This window comes from Lutibacter sp. (assembly GCF_013139515.1).
In the GTDB taxonomy this organism is placed as follows: Bacteria; Bacteroidota; Bacteroidia; order Flavobacteriales; family Flavobacteriaceae; genus Lutibacter.
Genome location: NZ_WTAR01000118.1, coordinates 23,452 through 41,793 on the forward strand (window position 1 = coordinate 23,452; position 18,342 = coordinate 41,793).

The window sequence follows — 18,342 nt, forward strand, 5'->3', positions numbered from 1 at the left end:
ATTATTTGCAAATTTTTTATGAAATTACTAAAAAATAAACAACGAAAGTTGAAAAATTCAATTTTTTAATTAGAAAAATACAACGTGTTTCTGCTATACAGACTGTCTTGATTCCTTTACAAAATTTGTTATGGATTCCTGTTTTCACAGGAATGACAAAAAAGAAAACTATGCTATCTTTTAATTGGTAAAACGTAAAAAAATACTGCTACAAAATGGGCAAAACTTCCTAACAATACAAAAATATGAAAAATTGCATGGTTGTATTTTAAGTTTTTAATGCTGTATAAAACTGCGCCAACGGTATAAAAAACACCACCGGCTAATAACCACATTAAGCCTTCAAATGGTAAATTATGAACTAATGGTTTTATAGCAAAAATTACAACCCAACCCATTAATACATAGGCAAACGTTGATATTTTATCATATTTTCCTGTGAAAAAAAGTTTTAAAATAATACCTGCAATTGCCAAACCCCAAGAAACTCCAAAAATTGTCCAACCAACCCAACCGTTTAAAACTACTAAAGTAAAAGGTGTGTATGTTCCAGCAATTAAAACGTAAATAGCAGAATGATCAAAAATATTTAACCGATGTCTTAATTTAGGACTTTGAACATAGTGATAAAATGTTGATGCAGAATATAATACAATTAAACTAGCGCCGTAAATACTAAAACTTACAATATGCCAAGCACTACCATAAATACTAGAATAAACCACTAATAAAACTAATGCGGCTATACTTAAAACCAATCCAACTGCGTGTGAAATCACGTTTAATTTTTCTTCTTTTGGCTCGTAATAGGTAATATCTTTTTTCTCCATTTTAGTTAAACGGAAATAATTGTAGTTAAGTACTTAATTGTTGATTATTTAAATCTGATGTTAACTCATTATAAATAATATCAAATGTTTGTTTTTTTAAGCTATTGTTATCTTCTAATGTAAGTCCTTCAGTTTTTATAAAATTATGAATTTTTACACGTAATTTCCCTGGGCTTCCGCTAAAAAAAGTATATGAAAGTCTTTTTTTACAATCGTAAAAAGTCATTGGTACAATTGGTATTTGGTGCTCAATTGCCAATCTAAAGGCGCCGCTTTTAAATTCACTTAAAATAACACTTTCGTCATCGGGTACTAATCCTTCAGGAAAAATACAAATATCTAGTCCGTTACTCATTCTTCTTCTAGCTTCATCAAAAACTGCTTTTCTGCTTTTAGCATCTCTTCTATCTACTAAAATACACGTTCGTTTATAAAAATAGCCAAAAATTGGAATTTTAGTCAATTCTTTTTTTCCTACAAAAACAAACGGATTTTTAGTAACAGAAAGCATCACCATAATATCAATCATTGATGTATGATTTGGACAAAACATAAAACTTTTCTCTTTTTCTAAAACCTGATCTTCGTATAAAACAATTTTAAAACCCATAACAAAAAGAATAGTATTTGCCCAAGCTCTTGCTATTTTAAAAAATGTTGGATATAGTTTTTCTGAAGATGTAACAATAATTAATACTGGGAAAATAGGAATTAAAGTTAGCAACACCCAACTTATAAACCAAACTCGCCAAATGATGTAAAAAATATTTTTAAAAATTTTCATATGTTGCCATTTTATTTTTTTAATAGTAACATATGCTGTTCGCTATTAATCACTTTTTTATAATTCAAAAAATTAGATTGCTCGTTTCACAAGCTCCAAAAATAGTAATTTTAAATCTATTCTTATTTTCTTTTTGAAATATGTATTTTTGCGTCAAAATTTATATAAATGTCAAGAATTTTAACTGGTGTTCAAAGTACAGGAACACCACATTTAGGTAACTTATTAGGAGCTATTATTCCAGCGATTGAAATGGCTAACAATCCTAAAAACGAATCATTTTTATTTATTGCAGATATGCATTCGTTAACTCAAATTAAAGATGGTAAAACATTACGAGAAAACACGTATAGTACTGCTGCAACTTGGCTCGCTTTCGGTTTAAATGTGAATAAAACTGTATTTTATCGTCAAAGTGATATTCCTGAAGTGACAGAACTTTCTTGGTATTTAAGTTGCTTTTTCCCTTACCAACGTTTAACATTAGCACATAGTTTTAAAGATAAATCTGATAGATTGGAAGATGTAAATGCAGGTTTATTTTCGTATCCAATGTTAATGGCTGCAGATATTTTACTGTACGATGCGGAAATTGTTCCGGTTGGAAAAGATCAATTACAACACTTAGAAATAACGCGTGATGTTGCCAATAGATTTAACCATCAAATGGGTGATGCATTGGTTCCGCCTGAAGCAAAAATACAAGAAGGAACCATGTATGTTCCTGGAACTGATGGTGGTAAAATGAGTAAATCTAGTGGAAATATTATCAATTTATTTTTACCAGATAAGCAACTGCGTAAACAAATTATGAAAATTCAAACGGATTCAACACCTTTGGAAGATCCTAAAAATCCTGATACTTGTAATTTATTTTCTTTGTATAAATTAATAGCTTCTGAAGACAAAATTAAAGAAATGAGAGTTAATTATGAAGGTGGAAACTACGGTTATGGACACGCAAAACAAGCTTTTTTTGAACTATTAATTGAAAAATACTCTACTGAAAGAGAACGCTACAACTACTTTATGAATAATTTAGAAGAAATTGATAAAGCCTTAGCTGTAGGTGCTGAAAAAGCTAGAAAAGTTGCAACCAATGTTTTACAAAGAGTTAGATCTAAATTAGGATATTAGTTAATCTAAAACTTAACTATTTATTGAATAAAAAACAGGTAATGAAAAATTCATTACCTGTTTTTTATTTACATTATCTTACTCTTGGGTTAAAATTTTCAGGTGCATTTTGTAGCATATTTGGGTTTGTAATTAACGTATTTGAATTATCAGAAAAAATAGTCCATTCACTAATTGTAAAAGAAGTGTTTGGTTCAATAACCGCTAAATTTCTAATTGATTTTCCGTCTTCGTATTCCCAATTTGTACCGTTACCATCTTGACCAATAACTCCAAAAACATCTATTCTTGTTCCTGTGTTATCAACTAACTCATACACATCATCACCATTTCCAGAAATATAGGTTGACGTTATATTTGGAGTATCATTAAAAATAGCCGAATAACCTGTATTTGCTATAATTATAAAACCACCAACGGAAATTGTAATTCCTGTTAAATCAATTGGTGAACTTGAAACTGAAGTAGCACCATTCGTATATTTATTCAATTTCCAACCTGTTAAATTTATTTCTGAATCACCAGCATTGAATAATTCTACAAAACGAGATGTGGTACTGTTTTTTGGGTCAGCAACCTCAGTTATCATAATTTTAGGAATAATTATTGGGCAAGTTTCATAACCAGCGTTAAATCGAACATCACTTATTGTTCTTAATTCTAAACTATTACTTAAAACTCCCGTTATTTTACCGTGCCCTTCCGGGAATAATTCATTAGCAAAAGTTGCATCACCATTTGTGAATACTGATACTTTTATAGTTTCTCCACAAGTTTCAAGTGTTCTTGTACCATCATCATCACCTGTAAAAAAAGCAAATGATTTTCCTAATTCGTTTTCAACTAATTGGGTGTTTAAAATGCTAACTAACGTGTTTTGATAGTTAGTATTTAATACTTCTGAAATTGGAATTTCAGTTGAAATTATATCAAAATTTTCACCACTATTATATATAAAATTACCTATTACTGAAGCATCAATCTTTGAAATTTTATTGCCGTTAGGAAATCCAATGGTTAATATTCCATCATTTTTAGCCATATACAATTTATCTAATTTTATAAAAACCCTGTCACCCACATTATAATCTTCAAAAATAGCATCACTTTCAATTAATAGCTGAATACCAGCAGTTGGGCTTTCAATAGTGTTTTGAATCACTAATTTTTCTTTAAAATTACCCGATTCATCACTTGAAACAACATATCCTTCTATTATGTAATTATTATTGATTCCAAATTCAACCATAGATCCTTCATACAAATCTCTGACTTCAGAAATTGTAATAGTTGGTGTTAATGCGTTTGAATAATCGCATCGTTCTTCTGTGAATTTTACATCTTCTGTATCTCTTAAATACAATTGAAAATCATCATAAAAATTTCCAAAAACAGCAATAACGCTTCCTTTTCCTTCTGGTACTAAATTATTTTTAAATTTTGAAAATCCACTGTTTCTAATAATTACCTCTTCAACTATATCACAATTAGTATTAAAGCTCTCTAACACTCGGTTTACAGTTTCTGTATCTTCAATATTTGCATACGACAATCCTAAATCATTCGTTTTAAATTGTACATTTTCAATTTCAATCAACATTTCTAGCATAGCTTCATTCAACTCTGTAATTGCAACTTTTTTTGGAATAATTTCAGCAACTTCACACGAGCGAAAAATATGATTTTTAACTTCAAAAGCAGAAATACGAGCCAACCCTCCTTCAACTGCTTGTCCAATTTGAATACTTCCAAAACTATAGCCAACGGCTAATCCATTTAAATTCACATAAATTTTCCGACCAACATCATATTTGGTGTATAAATTAGTTTCATCAATAGAAATTTTTATTGCTGAAGTAGGGTTTTCGGGTTTATCTTGTATTGAAAGGGTTTTGTAAATATTACCCAATTTATCGCTTGAAACCACATAACCTTCAATAATAACTTCAGTGTCAATAACAGTTGCGCCACCAAAAGTGTACATATCTTTTACTTGTTGAATAGTGTTGGTAACTGTAAAATTAGGTTCAAGACAATCAACTGTTGGAGTTGAAAAATCTTGATCTTTAACACATCCTAAAAACTGGCTGAGTACTAAGAGTATTCCTATTACTTTTTGATAATTTTTAATTTTTTTCATAGCTTTTTTTTTAAAATCTTACATATAAATTTAGATAGTATGATGTATTATTCCCAAACCAATATTTTGGTCCGAAAATGGGTTTATTTAATTGTTTGTCTTGCTTTAATTCTGGATAATTGGCATTTCTAGATTGTTCAAAACCACCTGTTTTAAAAACCTCGCCAAAAACATTATTAATACCCAGAAAAAATCCAACGTAATTATGATTAATTAACCAAGATTTTCCACCAACAAGATTTACTAAAAAAGCATCGTCAAATTTTTCTTGAATTAATAATGAATTTACTTGTTCTTGAGTAACTTCAACTCCGGTTTCATCATCAACAAAAGGAACGCTATCAGTATCTGTGTAAAAATTATCGGTTCTTAATAATGGTGAAATATCTAAATAATTGTTTGACAAAAAATTGGTGCTTGCTTGAAACCACCAAAAATTTGGGTCTCTATATTCAAATCCTAAAGAATAAGCTTTTTGAGGTGTGCCTGATAAATGATAATTTTTCAAATAAGCAGTTCCGAAATTGCTATTTTCATCGGTAAAACTTTCAGATTGTATATATAATTGTGGATTATTATCATAGGTAAACTGGCCAAAACCAGCTGCTCCCAACAATTTAATTGCAGATGTAATTTGATAATCAACACTTAATTCTATTCCTATATTCTTTTTATCAACTCCTGTAATAATTTCATTTACAAAATCAGCTTGATCTCCTAATAATCCTTCAGCAAAAAAGAACGAAGTTTCAACAGCGTCACTAAATTTAGTAAAATAAGTGGTGATTCTTGATTGAAATTTTGACGATCTAAACATATAACTTAGGTCGGCTGTTACAATTTTTTCACTTGTTAAATCGGGTGTAATATTGTTATTTACTCTTGAATTTGAAAACGTATTTCTAATAGTTGGCGCATTTGAAATATAAGCTCCATTAAAATTTAATAAATGACGGCCTGTAAATTTATACGTAAAACCTCCTTTTATACTAAAGTTAAAGAATGCTAATTTTTCACTTTTCCCGAAGGAATTAGTTGAATATGTTCCGTTTTTATATAAACCTTCTCTTTGATAACTAGTATTTTTTAAGTTGATGCCTACAAAATAATCAAGGTTTCTTTTTGTGAATTGTAATTGAGAAAACGCACTTGTTTCATTAGCATTTATTAAATAATTATACTGGAATTTATCATTAACTTTTACAGTTCTATTTGGGTTATTTAAATCATTTTGTTGTGCTTCATTTTCAGCATATTGGTCTAAATCTACAAAACCATTACCACCTAGTAAATCTAACATATTTCCGTAATTTTTAGATGTTAAATTTTTATACGAAATCCCTGCATTTAGTTGTGTGTTTTCACCAAAAATTGTGTTAACTATAGAGTTAAAACTAATTTGAGAATCGTCAACTCTGTCTTCATACAAATAATACAATGAGTTGCCATTGTTAACATTTACTCTATATAATTCCTTCCAATTTAATTGTCCGTTATCTAAAAATTCTTGTTCTGATAAATACGCATTTGCATAGTCTAAATTATCTTCAAAACGTAAATAACTGCTTGGCAAATATTTCCAATAAGTTGGGTCAGGATTTGGCGCATTAAAATAACCTAATCTGCTATTTCCAATATGCCCAAATTGAAAGGCTAATGTTGTTTTTAACGAAGTCTTTTCATTCGTATAATAATGACTTAACATTACAATTGGCTCCATAATTTCCTTCATTCGAGAGTTTCGTTTGTCACCTTCTTGGTTTCCCCAATATGCATTGTATGTATATCCTTTTAAATCATAAACTTCTTGTGTGTTTGGTGAAGATTTCCCTCTTCTATTTGGAGCAATAAAAGCTGTTAAATTTAGACTATGGTTATTGTTTAATTTCTTTTCAGCAGCTAAAAAAGCGGCCCAAGCATTGTAAGATGTACCTTCTAAATAACCTTCATTAGCAATTCTTCGAGAGCCAGAAACCACAAAAGCCCAATTGTTTTTATTAAGGCCACTTGCGTAAGTTGCCATAACACGTCCTGTATAACTTTTGTTAGTTGCTGATAATGATACTTTTGAAACTTTTTGATAATCTGAAGCTCTTGTACTAAAATTTGTACTTCCTAAAATTCCACCAAAAGTAGTTGAAGAAGGTGCCAAACCGTTGGTGAAATCCTGATTTCTAAAAGCATCATTTAATCCTCCCCAATCGCTCCATTGTGGTCTTCCATCAAATAACTTATTCATTTCAACACCATTTATTGAAATAATTCCATAACTAGAGTCGTACCCGCGAACTTTAAACCAAGCTTGTCCAAAATTAAAAGCGGCAGCTTTTAAATACGTGTCTTTTGACGATTGAAACAAACCAGCAATATAATCTGAACTTCCATCTTTATCACCTAACAAATCATCATCTGATAATGAAATAATACTTGTAACTTCTAGTTTATTAATTGCTTTATACAAAAAAATTGTTCCTAAATTATACGTTTCATTTTCAAGTAAATTTATAGGTAAATTTTGACTGCTAAACCCTTCAACAGAAATTTGAATTATTTGTTTTCCTATAGGGATGTTTTCTATACTAAATTCACCATTAGAATTAGTTTTGGTAAAAATATTGGTGTTTTTAATATGAATTAAAACTTCTTTTAAAAAAATTTCAGAAGGCACTTCAACTACTTTTCCCTTAATTGAAGTTTGTGTTTGAGAAGCAGCGTTTATTGTACAGCATAGCCATACAATAGTCGCAATAACTATTATTTTCATTTGCAATTTTTTTTAAAAGTACTAATTTTCAGAGTAAATACCTTAAAAATGGTAAATTTTTATTTGTGTTTTTTTTATATTTGGTGTTTTACTACGCTTAATTTAATTTAAAATGAAGAGCTGCATTAGCTATAAAATTATACCAGAAAAGAAACTTGTGTTAGAATATTTTTGTGGTAATTTAGTTTGGGATGATCTTATTAATAATAAGAAAAAACTTGCACTGGAAAAAAATTACAATCCAACATTTAATATTATAGATGATGTTAGAGATGCTTTTGTAGTGTATAAAGAAGAAAATATTGTTGAGTTTGTTGAACTTTTAAGAAATAATAGCGAATTATATGGCATAAGAAAAACAGCTATTTTAACAGATACTCCAAATCAATTAATAAATTCAATAACTTTAGATACTGTAAAAAACACTCCTTTTAAACTTAAAACCGTTAGTACGCTTTTAACTGCAACAAAATGGGTAAATGCTTCTCCTTCCGATTTTAAATTAGTTAAAGATTCTTTAACTGAATTAAAAAATAAAGCACAAAGTTTATAACGTTATATCACCTACCTTCTTCTTCCTTCTTTTGAAGAATAATTATCTTCGTTTCCAATTTACATCTTATTTAATTTTAATTATTTTTCTCCAAAATTTGTTAGTAAATTAGCTGTTCTCAAAATAAGATTATGAAACAATTTTACTCAATATTTCTTTTATTATTACTTTCTTCAACATTACTATTTTGTCAAAAAGATTACCAAATTAAAACCGTTGCATTTTACAATCTTGAAAATCTTTTTGATACAATTAACGATCCCACAAAAAATGATGAAGCAAGTCCAATCATGGAAATTAAAGAAAATAGAGGTGTTATTTATCAAAAAAAGCTAACTAATATGGCTAAAGTTCTTTCTGAAATTGGAACCAAAGAAGCTAAAAATAGCCCTGTAATTATAGGTGTTTCTGAAATTGAAAACAGAAAAGTACTTGAAGATTTAACTCAAACTAACTATTTAAAAGATAAACAATACAGTATTATTCATTATGATTCTCCTGATTTAAGAGGAATTGATGTTGCTTTATTATACCAAGAAAAGTATTTTAAACCTATACACCATGAAACTTTTGAATTAAAATTATGGAAGGAAAATGGAATGAGAATTTACACAAGAGACCAATTATTGGTTTCGGGATATTTAGATGATGAACTAATTCATATTATTGTTAATCATTGGCCTTCAAGAAGAGGTGGCGAAGAAAAAAGTAGAGCAAAACGAGAAAAAGCAGCTTATTTAAACACTCAAATAATTGAGAAAATAAAATTAAGTGATCCAAACCCTAAAATAATTATTATGGGTGATTTAAACGATGATCCAACAAATTCTAGTTTAAAAAAGGTGCTAAAAACAAAAACTAGAAAAGCGAACGTTAAAAAAGGAGATATTTACAACCCAATGGAAGATATGTTTAGACGTGGCGAAAATACTTTAGTGTATAGAGATAATATTAATTTGTTTGACCAAATTATGTTTACTTCTCCATTATTAACAACTACAAAAGATTATTCTACTTATAAAATGTATAAAACCAATGTTTTTAATCCACAATATTTAACTACACAAACAGGGAAATATAAAGGATATCCTCATAGAAGTTTTTCAGGAAATCGATTTATTAATGGTTATAGCGATCATTATCCTGTATATATGTATTTGATAAAAGAAAATTAAAAATTTCGTTATTCAATATGAATTTTGAATAACGAAATTTCTATAAACATCTTAAATAATATAACTTACAAATCAAACTTTATACCCTGAGCTAAAGGAAGTTCCGTTGTATAATTAATGGTGTTTGTTTGTCTTCTCATATACACTTTCCAAGCATCAGAACCAGATTCTCTTCCTCCACCAGTTTCTTTTTCACCACCAAAAGCGCCTCCAATTTCAGCTCCTGAAGTTCCAATATTTACGTTTGCAATTCCACAATCTGAACCAGCTTGAGATAAGAAAGCTTCAGCTTCGCGTAAATTATTAGTCATAATTGCTGATGAAAGTCCTTGAACAACACCATTTTGAATTTCAATAGCATTATTTACATCACCACTGTATTTTAATAAATATAAAACCGGTGCAAATGTTTCATTTTGAACAATTTCGAAGTGATTTTTAGCTTCAGCAATTGCAGGTTTTACATAACAACCACTTTCATAACCTTCACCACTTAAAACACCACCTTCAACTAATAAATTACCACCTTCTTCAGTTACTTTTTGTAAAGCGTTTTCATACATTTTCACAGCATCTTTATCAATTAGTGGCCCAACATGATTATTTTCATCTAATGGGTTTCCAATATTTAATTGTTTATAAGCAGCAACTAAAGCATCTTTAACTTTATCGTACATAGATTCGTGAATTATTAGTCTACGAGTAGATGTACAACGCTGCCCGGCAGTTCCAACAGCTCCAAAAACAGCACCAATAATCGTCATTTTTATATCAGCATCGGGTGTTACAATAATAGCATTGTTTCCTCCTAATTCTAATAATGATCTTCCTAATCTCTCAGCTACTGTTTTAGCAACAATTTTACCCATTCTAATTGAACCAGTTGCAGAAATTAAAGGAATACGTTTATCTGTTGTCATATATTCACCAACTTTATAATCGCCATTTATAATGCTCGAAATTCCTTCTGGTAAATTATTTTCTTTTAATACATCAGCAATAATATTTTGACAAGCAATGCTGCATAAAGGTGCTTTTTCTGAAGCTTTCCAAACACAAACATCCCCAGCAATCCAAGCTAAAGCAGTATTCCAAGCCCATACAGCTACAGGAAAGTTAAATGCAGAGATAATTCCTACAATTCCAAGCGGATGGTATTGATCGTACATTCTATGTCCGGGACGTTCAGAATGTAATGTAGAACCGTTTAATTGACGTGATAAACCAACTGCAAAGTCACAGATATCTATCATTTCTTGTACTTCACCCAAACCTTCTTGTAGTGATTTACCCATTTCATACGAAACCAATTCACCTAAAGGTTGTTTTAATTCACGTAATTTTTCACCAAACTGACGAACAATTTCACCGCGTAAGGGTGCTGGTTTTAACCTCCAAGTTTTAAAAGCACTTTGAGCGGTTTCCATTACTTTTTCAAAATCATCATTTGTAGTTGAAGTAACTTTACCTATTAGTTTTCCATCAACTGGAGAATATGATTCTAGTATTTCACCATTTCCAAAGAAATTAGAACCTGTTGAAGTTCCTTTATTTAACTCTTGTATTCCTAATTCTTTTAATGCTTTTTCAATAGTGTTTTCGAGTGTTATGATTTCCATAAATTGGTTTTTTTTATAGTTGTTTTACACAAATTTACAATAATAAATAGTATAAAAAGAAAAGCCGTTTCAAATTTGAAACGGCTTTCTTCATTCAATATTTGGTAACCAACCAAATAATAAACCAACTAAAACTTATAATTTAAACCTGTATAAACTCCTAAATAATACGGTTGAATACTTCCCGAATTTTTAGAAAAGGTGTTTGTTTGAATTTTGAACATTGGTGATACATTAATGTATAAATTTTTACGAATAGAATAATCTACGTCTAGCCCAATGTTACCGCTAAAATTAATAGATCTTAAATTGTTTGAAGAACCTAAACTTTGAGAAAAATTATTGGTTTCAACAAAAACTTCATCTTTATTTAAAAGCAATGTACTAAATCCACCAACTAAATTTACACCCAATTTACCATTAGCAACATTGTATTTTATTTCAACAGGAATTTCTACATAACCAAAAACCTGATTTAAACTTCCTGAATTTTCATTTTCTTTGGTTGATATAGTTTCGTTTTTAGATAAAATAGGATCACTAGATAAATTTGAAAAACCAAGAACAGAAACGCCAGGTGTTACATAAATATCATTAGTAGTATATCCTAAATTAATAAGGTTTACACCTGATTGTACACTAAACTTATTATTTAGTTTATATGCAATTTTTACACCGTATGAGTATGATGAGTTTCCAGAAGTTGGGTTACTTTTAAATTGAGAATCTACTCCTGATCCATCACCAAAAGAATTCACATAGATTGGAGCAAAAACTGTAGCTACAGTTAGTTTTCCGTTTAAAAATTCTTTATTTGATATTTTAGTGTTTTTAGTGTTTTTTTGTGGCACATTAACAATGCTAGCTATTGAATAGCTATTCAATTCTTTTTTAGTTTCTAGTGTTTCTTCATTTGAATTTTCGCTAGTTTTTTCAGTAGTATCAGTCAATTTGGCTATATTCGTATCGCTATTTATTTCAATAGGTTTTTTTGTTGAAATTTTAATTTTAGTCTCTTTGGTTGAAGTTATAGCGCTATCTTTTTTATCCGAAGTTTCTAATGATTTATTATTTACCGGTAGTATATTTTTGGATAAGTTATTTGATGGAAGTAAATAAATAGTACCAACAGTAAATAGTAAAGCAAATAATGCGGCAATACTTGAAATTTTAACCCATAAAGGCGTAAAACGTTTTTTGGAAGGTTTCTCTAATTTTTTTTCAATAGCATTCCATGCTTTATTTGGTGGGGAAACCTCAAAGTCTTTTAAATTCTCTTGGAATAATCTATCAATGTTTTTTAAATCTCTCACTACTATCTTTTAATCTTAAATAGACTGTTGACTTTCTTGATGTAATTCTATTTTTTGTTTTAAAATGGCTCTTGCTCTGGCTAAATTTGATTTTGATGTGCCTTCTGCAATTTGCAACATTTTTGAAACTTCTTTATGTGAAAATCCATCAAGAACATATAGGTTAAAAACCATCCTGTATCTATCAGGTAATTCCTGTATCAGATTTAATAAAAAATCTAAAGAAACTTCATCATCATCTATGTCAACAATCACTTCATCTGGTATCTCCTCAGTAACTAAGTTTAACACATTCTTTTGTCTGTATTTCAAAAGAATTGTGTTCACCATAACACGCTTTAACCAACCTTCAAAAGAACCTTTAAATTTAAACTGCCCAATTTTATTAAAAATGGTAATAAAACCATCTTGAAAATTATCCTGAGCCTCTTGTTTATTTTTAGAGTACTTTAAGCATATAGAAAATAACTTACCAGAAAAAAGTTGGTAAATTTCTCCTTGTGCTTTTCGGTCATTCTTAGCACATTGTTTTACGAGCTCGTTTAAACTCAAAAGCAACTGTTTTAATTAATAATTAGATACCTATAAAGATAATAGGTTGCGTAAATTTACATTACTTTTGTGATGTTTCCCAAAATTTATGACAAGAAATAGCATTTTTAACATTCGTAATCTCAACGATTTCAATAAAATAGCGCTTGAAATATTTCAATTTCAAGCTGAAAATTGTGCTGTTTATAAAGACTTTATAAACCTTCTAAATATTAATATTTCTGAAATTAAAAGTATTGATGAAATTCCTTTTTTGCCAATTCAATTTTTTAAATCACACAAAATTTTAGCAACTACAAACACTATTCAAAAAACTTTTTTAAGTAGCGGAACTACTGGAAACACTCAAAGTAAGCATCATATCACAGATGTTTCTATATATGAAAATAGTTTCACAAAAGGATTTGAAAACTTATACGGCGCTATAGAAGATTATACGGTATTAGCTTTGTTGCCTTCATATTTAGAACGTGATGGATCTTCATTAATTTATATGACAAATCATTTTATTGAAAAATCTAAAAGTTCTAAAAGCGGGTTTTATTTAAATAATTTAGATGAACTATGTGAAATTTTAATTGAATTAGATGAAAAAAACGGAAAAGTACTGTTAATTGGAGTTTCATTTGCCCTATTAGACCTAGTTGAAAAGCATAATTTTAAGTTGAAAAACACTATAATTATGGAAACTGGCGGAATGAAAGGCAGAAGAAAAGAACTAATTAGAAAAGAATTACACCACGTTTTAAAAGAAGGTTTTGGAGTTGACACAATTCATTCTGAATATGGAATGACAGAATTATTAAGTCAGGCATATTCTAAAGGAAATGGAATTTTTGAATGTCCACCTTGGATGAAAATTTTAACTCGTGATACGGAAGATGCATTGTCTATTTTACCTGAAGGAAAATCAGGGGGAATTAATGTAATTGATTTGGCAAATATAAATTCTTGCTCATTTATTGCCACACAAGATTTAGGTAAAACATATGATAATGGAACCTTTGAAGTGTTAGGTCGCTTTGATGATTCTGATATTAGAGGTTGTAATTTAATGGTGTTGTAAAAAAAGACAATAAGTTCAGCATGATAATAAAAAGACTGCAAATTTGCAGTCTTTTTTAGATATATATCTTGGTTATATTAGATAACTTTCAATAAAAAATAACTCTTTTTTCCACGTTGTAATAACACAAATTTATCAGCAATTAAATCAGAAGTTGTAATTACACAATCATCTTTTACCTTTTCTTTATTTACTGAAATTGAATTTTCTTTTAAAGCTCTACGTACTTCTCCGTTTGAATTTAAAAAACTGTTATCAGCAAAAGCAGGAACAATTTCTAATCCATTTTCAATAACAGAACGTTCAATTTCTGCTTGTGGTACGCCATCAAAAACATCTAAAAAAGTTTGTTCATCTAGTGTTTTTAAATCATCCGCAGTTGATTTTCCAAAGAGAATATTTGAAGCTTTTATAGCATTATTGTACGCTTCTTTTCCATGAGTCATTACTGTAACTTCTTCTCCAATTTTCTTCTGAAGAACCCTAACATGTGGCGCTTCTTTATGTTCAGCAATTAATTGCTCAATAGTTTCTTTATCTAAAAAAGTAAATATTTTAATGTACTTTTCTGCATCTTCATCAGAAGAATTTAACCAATATTGATAAAATTTATAAGGTGAAGTTCTGTTAGCATCTAACCAAACATTTCCACCAGCAGTTTTACCAAATTTAGTACCATCAGCTTTTGTAATTAGTTTACAAGTTAGTGCGTATGCTTTTCCTTGGGCTTTTCTTCTAATTAATTCAGTTCCTGTGGTGATATTCCCCCACTGATCTGAACCTCCCATTTGAAGTTTGCAATTATTTTCTTTATATAAATGGTAAAAATCGTACCCTTGAAATAATTGATACGTAAACTCTGTAAAACTCATTCCAGTTTTAGATTCTGAATCAATTCTTTTTTTAACGGAATCTTTTGCCATCATGTAATTTACGGTAATATGTTTACCAACATCGCGTACAAATTCAATTAGAGAAATTCCTTTCATCCAATCGTAATTATTTACCAATTGAGCAGCGTTTTCAGAAGTACTATTATCAAAATCTAAAAATCGTGCTAATTGTCCTTTAACACCAGCAATGTTTTTGTTCAATGTTTCTTCATCTAATAAATTACGTTCGTCTGATTTTCCTGAAGGATCACCAACCATTCCAGTAGCTCCACCAACCAATGCAACAGGATTATGACCTGCTTTTTGAAAATGCATGAGTATAATAATAGGTACCAAACTTCCAATATGTAAAGAATCGGCAGTTGGATCAAATCCAATATAACCCGTAGTTTTATTTTTTAATAAATATTCTTCAGTTTCCGGCATCATATCGTGTAACATGCCTCTCCAACGTAGTTCTTCAACAAAATTCATTTTCAAAATTTTTAATTTCAGCAAAGATAAAATTTTAGTTGTTAGTTACTGCTTTTGCTTTGTAGTTTTTTAAATCACACACTTTGTAAAATACCCAAACATTTTTTATACTTTCGTTTTATGATTTTAGTTACCGGAGGAACAGGTTTAGTAGGTGCACATTTATTGTATCATCTTTTATTAGAAAATGATAGTGTGAAAGCTATTCATAGAAAAAACAGCGATTTACAAGCTGTAAAAAATGTTTTTAGCTATTATTCTAGTGATTTTGAAGTTGTTTTTAAAAGAATTGAATGGATTGAAACTGATATAACGGATGTATATTTGTTAGAAAAATCTTTTGAAAATGTTACGGAAGTGTATCATTCTGCAGCATTGGTTTCTTTTAACCCGAAGGACTATAAGGAAATGCGAAAAATTAATATTGAAGGAACTTCAAACATTGTAAATTTTTGTATAGATAAAAAGGTGAAAAAATTGTGTTTTGTAAGTTCAATTGCCACAATTGACAAAGCAATAGGTGCTAAAATAATTGATGAAACTTGTGAGCGTAATGCCGAAAATAATAATTATGGGTATGCCATTACAAAATATGGCGCTGAAATGGAAGTTTGGCGCGCATCACAAGAAGGTGTTGAAGTTATAATTGTTAACCCCGGTGTAATTTTAGGTGCTGGTTTTTGGAATAATGGAGGCCCTGGAGAACTGTTTACTAAAATACACAATGGTTTGAAATTTTATTCTGAAGGGATTACAGCTTTTGTATCTGTAGGTGATGTGGTAAAAACAATGCTGCTGTTAATGAAAAGCACTATAAAAAACGAACGATATATTTTGGTTTCAGAAAATGTAAGTTTTAAAGAAGTGTTTTTTCAAATAGCAGATGGTTTTAGCAAAAAACGACCTTCAATTAGAGTTACAAAATTTATGAGTTCAGTTGGCTGGAGGCTTGAAAAAATAAAATCGATTTTAACAGGGAAACCACCGCTGTTAACAAAACAATCTTCACAATCTATTCATAACAAGCATTACTATTCTTCAAAAAAAATCAAGATGGCACTTAATTTTGAATTTGAATCAATTTCAAAAACTATAAAAAGGGTGTGTAAATTATATGATAACTAGTTACTTAATAATAGGTTTCCCTTTAGGAATTTTATTACGAGTAAGCCTTATTGAATCACGTCTTACACGGTCTAACGAATCTGCAATTTTAATTTCAGCATCAAAGATGCTTTTTAATGCTTTTAAACGGGCATCAACTTTTCCAAGAATATCATCGTAATCATCAATTCTTGAAGTGTAATAATAATTACTTTCTTTAAATCGAGTGGTATCAATTTGGTGTTTTTCAAAAACTAGAGGAAAATAATTTACATTTCTTTGAAGGTGAAGGTTTTTAATGTTATCCCCACCATCGGCTAAAAAAATATCGGTTAATAAATCAACCATTTGATCTTTAGGAATTAAATTTTTAGGTTTTTTTATAATGGTATTACTAGTGCAGGCTCCTAAAAAAACACTTAAAATAAGTATGCTAAAAAATTTATTCATTTGTTCTGTTAAATAGTAATCGTTTTCCTTTGATTGTGTTATGAAATATACCATTTTGATATGCTAAATGGCCATTTACAAAAGTATGGGTAATTTTTGAATAAAATGTAGTGCCTTCAAATGGAGACCAACCACATTTGTATAAAATATTATCTTTAGTAACTGTCCAAGGAGAAGAAACATCAATCAATACCAAATCTGCATAATAGCCTTTTTTAATAAAACCACGTTTTTTAATTTTGAAGATTTTAGCCGGATTATGACACATTTTTTCAATGATTTTTTCAATTGAAATTTTCCCTTGTCTGTGTGCTTGTAACAGTGCAGGTAACGCATGTTGAACTAATGGGCCTCCACTTGGAGCTTTGGTATAAACTTGTTCTTTTTCTTCTTTTGTATGTGGCGCATGGTCGCTTGCAATTACATCAATTTTATCTTCAAGTAAGGCTTTCCAAAGGCCTTCTTTATCCTTTTTAGTTTTTACTGCCGGATTCCACTTAATAAATGTTCCTTTGGTTTTATAATCACGTTCATCAAACCATAAATGATGTACACATACTTCAGCAGTAATTTGCTTTTTTTCTATTGGAATTTTATTGGTAAAAAGGGCTGTTTCTTTTGCTGTCGACAGATGAAATACATGTAAGCGAGCACCAGTTTTCTTAGCTAATTCAATAGCTTTTGATGATGATAAATAACATGCTTCTTCACTTCTAATTTTCGGATGTAATTCAATAGGGATATCATCACCATATTCTTTTAAATAGGTGTTTAAATTCTTTTTCACAGTAGCTTCATCTTCACAATGTACCGCAATTAACATGTTGGTTGAAGAAAATATTTTTTCTAGAGTTTTTTCATCATCTACAAGCATATCTCCAGTTGACGAACCTAAAAACAATTTTATTCCTGCAACATTAGTTGGGTCTGTTTTTAATAATTCATCTAAATTATCATTGGTGCCACCAAACATAAAAGAATAGTTGGCATAAGAACTATTGGCAGCGATTTTAAATTTTTTCTCTAATAATTTTTGTGTTGTTGCTTGCGGAACTGTATTTGGCATTTCAATAAATGAAGTAATACCACCAGCAATGGCAGCTTTACTTTCACTTTTAATAGTTGCTTTGTGCGTTAATCCAGGCTCTCTAAAATGAACCTGATCATCTATCGCTCCTGGAATTAAGTATTTTCCTTCTGCATCAATTATTGTTGTATCGGCAGATTTTGAACTTATTGAAGCATCTATATCAACAATATATTCTCCATCAATTAATACATCCCCCTCAATTATCACACCTTCATTAACAATTTGGGCGTTTTTAATAAGTGTTAAGCTCATAATTTTCTTTTTCTTTATTTAGGCAATCCTTGCAATTTCATTTTAATAACTCCAAAAACGGCTTCTGAAATTATAGAACCACTCATTTTTGAAGTTCCTTTTGTGCGGTCGGTAAAAATTACCGAAACTTCTTTGTGTTTAAATTT

Annotated in this window: 15 protein-coding genes and 1 pseudogene; 5 read left to right on the forward strand and 11 right to left on the reverse strand. The window is 29.6% G+C overall.

What is annotated here, in order from left to right:
- Positions 1 to 173 precede the first annotated feature (173 nt).
- Positions 174 to 830 (reverse strand): hemolysin III family protein, encoded by a 657-nt coding sequence (locus GQ540_RS10605; RefSeq protein ID WP_291800831.1) that lies wholly within the window; start codon positions 828 to 830, stop codon positions 174 to 176.
- 25 nt (positions 831 to 855) lie between these two features.
- Complete coding sequence (locus GQ540_RS10610; protein WP_291800833.1) at positions 856 to 1,614, reverse strand: 1-acyl-sn-glycerol-3-phosphate acyltransferase; 759 nt, start codon at positions 1,612 to 1,614, stop codon at positions 856 to 858.
- A gap of 168 nt (positions 1,615 to 1,782) precedes the next feature.
- On the opposite strand from GQ540_RS10610, the gene trpS reads away from it, so the two are divergent.
- Positions 1,783 to 2,751, forward strand: coding sequence for a tryptophan--tRNA ligase (gene trpS / locus GQ540_RS10615; RefSeq protein ID WP_291800835.1), 969 nt, complete (start codon positions 1,783 to 1,785; stop codon positions 2,749 to 2,751).
- 73 nt (positions 2,752 to 2,824) lie between these two features.
- On the opposite strand, the gene GQ540_RS10620 is transcribed toward trpS, so the two are convergent.
- Positions 2,825 to 4,891 carry a DUF5689 domain-containing protein gene (locus GQ540_RS10620; protein ID WP_291800837.1) on the reverse strand — a complete coding sequence of 689 codons (2,067 nt, stop codon included), beginning with the start codon at positions 4,889 to 4,891 and terminating at the stop codon, positions 2,825 to 2,827.
- A gap of 10 nt (positions 4,892 to 4,901) precedes the next feature.
- The gene (locus GQ540_RS10625) at positions 4,902 to 7,655 is read right to left on the reverse strand and encodes a TonB-dependent receptor (RefSeq protein WP_291800839.1); all 2,754 of its coding nucleotides are present in this window, start codon (positions 7,653 to 7,655) and stop codon (positions 4,902 to 4,904) included.
- Positions 7,656 to 7,767: 112 nt separating this feature from the next.
- Between GQ540_RS10625 and GQ540_RS10630 the strand changes: the two genes are divergently transcribed.
- Positions 7,768 to 8,208 (forward strand): hypothetical protein, encoded by a 441-nt coding sequence (locus tag GQ540_RS10630; protein WP_291800841.1) that lies wholly within the window; start codon positions 7,768 to 7,770, stop codon positions 8,206 to 8,208.
- A gap of 131 nt (positions 8,209 to 8,339) precedes the next feature.
- Positions 8,340 to 9,383 carry an endonuclease/exonuclease/phosphatase family protein gene (locus GQ540_RS10635; protein WP_291800843.1) on the forward strand — a complete coding sequence of 348 codons (1,044 nt, stop codon included), beginning with the start codon at positions 8,340 to 8,342 and terminating at the stop codon, positions 9,381 to 9,383.
- A 65-nt stretch (positions 9,384 to 9,448) separates the two neighbouring features.
- Here GQ540_RS10635 and GQ540_RS10640 read toward each other — a convergent pair whose 3' ends face one another.
- The 3 genes from GQ540_RS10640 to GQ540_RS10650 form a co-directional block, all read right to left on the reverse strand.
- The gene (locus GQ540_RS10640; RefSeq protein ID WP_291800845.1) at positions 9,449 to 11,002 is read right to left on the reverse strand and encodes an aldehyde dehydrogenase family protein; all 1,554 of its coding nucleotides are present in this window, start codon (positions 11,000 to 11,002) and stop codon (positions 9,449 to 9,451) included.
- Between the two features lie 128 nt (positions 11,003 to 11,130).
- A complete protein-coding gene (locus GQ540_RS10645; RefSeq protein WP_291800847.1) occupies positions 11,131 to 12,315 on the reverse strand; it encodes an outer membrane beta-barrel protein in 1,185 nt (394 codons plus the stop codon).
- Between the two features lie 15 nt (positions 12,316 to 12,330).
- On the reverse strand, positions 12,331 to 12,867 hold the full coding sequence (locus GQ540_RS10650; protein ID WP_291800849.1) for a sigma-70 family RNA polymerase sigma factor: 537 nt from the start codon (positions 12,865 to 12,867) through the stop codon (positions 12,331 to 12,333).
- Positions 12,868 to 12,955: 88 nt separating this feature from the next.
- On the opposite strand from GQ540_RS10650, the gene GQ540_RS10655 reads away from it, so the two are divergent.
- Positions 12,956 to 13,933, forward strand: a complete 978-nt coding sequence (locus GQ540_RS10655; RefSeq protein WP_291800851.1) for an acyl transferase — start codon at positions 12,956 to 12,958, stop codon at positions 13,931 to 13,933.
- A gap of 77 nt (positions 13,934 to 14,010) precedes the next feature.
- On the opposite strand, the gene tyrS is transcribed toward GQ540_RS10655, so the two are convergent.
- Positions 14,011 to 15,306: a tyrosine--tRNA ligase gene (gene tyrS, locus GQ540_RS10660; RefSeq protein ID WP_291800853.1), complete on the reverse strand. Its 1,296-nt coding sequence runs from the start codon at positions 15,304 to 15,306 to the stop codon at positions 14,011 to 14,013.
- A 114-nt stretch (positions 15,307 to 15,420) separates the two neighbouring features.
- On the opposite strand from tyrS, the gene GQ540_RS10665 reads away from it, so the two are divergent.
- Positions 15,421 to 16,425 carry an SDR family oxidoreductase gene (locus GQ540_RS10665; RefSeq protein WP_291800855.1) on the forward strand — a complete coding sequence of 335 codons (1,005 nt, stop codon included), beginning with the start codon at positions 15,421 to 15,423 and terminating at the stop codon, positions 16,423 to 16,425.
- Here the strand turns inward: GQ540_RS10665 and GQ540_RS10670 are convergent, their stop codons facing one another.
- The 3 genes and pseudogenes from GQ540_RS10670 to GQ540_RS10680 form a co-directional block, all read right to left on the reverse strand.
- Positions 16,426 to 16,854, reverse strand: a complete 429-nt coding sequence (locus GQ540_RS10670) for a DUF4296 domain-containing protein (RefSeq protein ID WP_291800857.1) — start codon at positions 16,852 to 16,854, stop codon at positions 16,426 to 16,428.
- Positions 16,847 to 18,196, reverse strand: a complete 1,350-nt coding sequence (locus GQ540_RS10675; RefSeq protein WP_291800859.1) for a dihydroorotase — start codon at positions 18,194 to 18,196, stop codon at positions 16,847 to 16,849. The genes GQ540_RS10670 and GQ540_RS10675 overlap by 8 nt, the downstream gene beginning before the upstream one ends.
- 14 nt (positions 18,197 to 18,210) lie before the next feature.
- Positions 18,211 to 18,342, reverse strand: a pseudogene (locus tag GQ540_RS10680) (polyprenol monophosphomannose synthase); the annotation flags it as partial.

What these genes read in the sequence shown, in the direction of transcription:
- GQ540_RS10620 (WP_291800837.1), bottom strand. Translation starts at nt 4,891, where the DNA reads ATGAAAAAAATTAAAAATTATCAAAAAGTAATAGGAATACTCTTAGTA.
- GQ540_RS10675 (WP_291800859.1), bottom strand. Translation starts at nt 18,196, where the DNA reads ATGAGCTTAACACTTATTAAAAACGCCCAAATTGTTAATGAAGGTGTG.
- GQ540_RS10610 (WP_291800833.1), bottom strand. Translation starts at nt 1,614, where the DNA reads ATGAAAATTTTTAAAAATATTTTTTACATCATTTGGCGAGTTTGGTTT.
- trpS (WP_291800835.1), top strand. Translation starts at nt 1,783, where the DNA reads ATGTCAAGAATTTTAACTGGTGTTCAAAGTACAGGAACACCACATTTA.
- GQ540_RS10640 (WP_291800845.1), bottom strand. Translation starts at nt 11,002, where the DNA reads ATGGAAATCATAACACTCGAAAACACTATTGAAAAAGCATTAAAAGAA.
- GQ540_RS10625 (WP_291800839.1), bottom strand. Translation starts at nt 7,655, where the DNA reads ATGAAAATAATAGTTATTGCGACTATTGTATGGCTATGCTGTACAATA.
- GQ540_RS10655 (WP_291800851.1), top strand. Translation starts at nt 12,956, where the DNA reads ATGACAAGAAATAGCATTTTTAACATTCGTAATCTCAACGATTTCAAT.
- GQ540_RS10605 (WP_291800831.1), bottom strand. Translation starts at nt 830, where the DNA reads ATGGAGAAAAAAGATATTACCTATTACGAGCCAAAAGAAGAAAAATTA.
- GQ540_RS10630 (WP_291800841.1), top strand. Translation starts at nt 7,768, where the DNA reads ATGAAGAGCTGCATTAGCTATAAAATTATACCAGAAAAGAAACTTGTG.
- GQ540_RS10635 (WP_291800843.1), top strand. Translation starts at nt 8,340, where the DNA reads ATGAAACAATTTTACTCAATATTTCTTTTATTATTACTTTCTTCAACA.
- GQ540_RS10665 (WP_291800855.1), top strand. Translation starts at nt 15,421, where the DNA reads ATGATTTTAGTTACCGGAGGAACAGGTTTAGTAGGTGCACATTTATTG.
- GQ540_RS10670 (WP_291800857.1), bottom strand. Translation starts at nt 16,854, where the DNA reads ATGAATAAATTTTTTAGCATACTTATTTTAAGTGTTTTTTTAGGAGCC.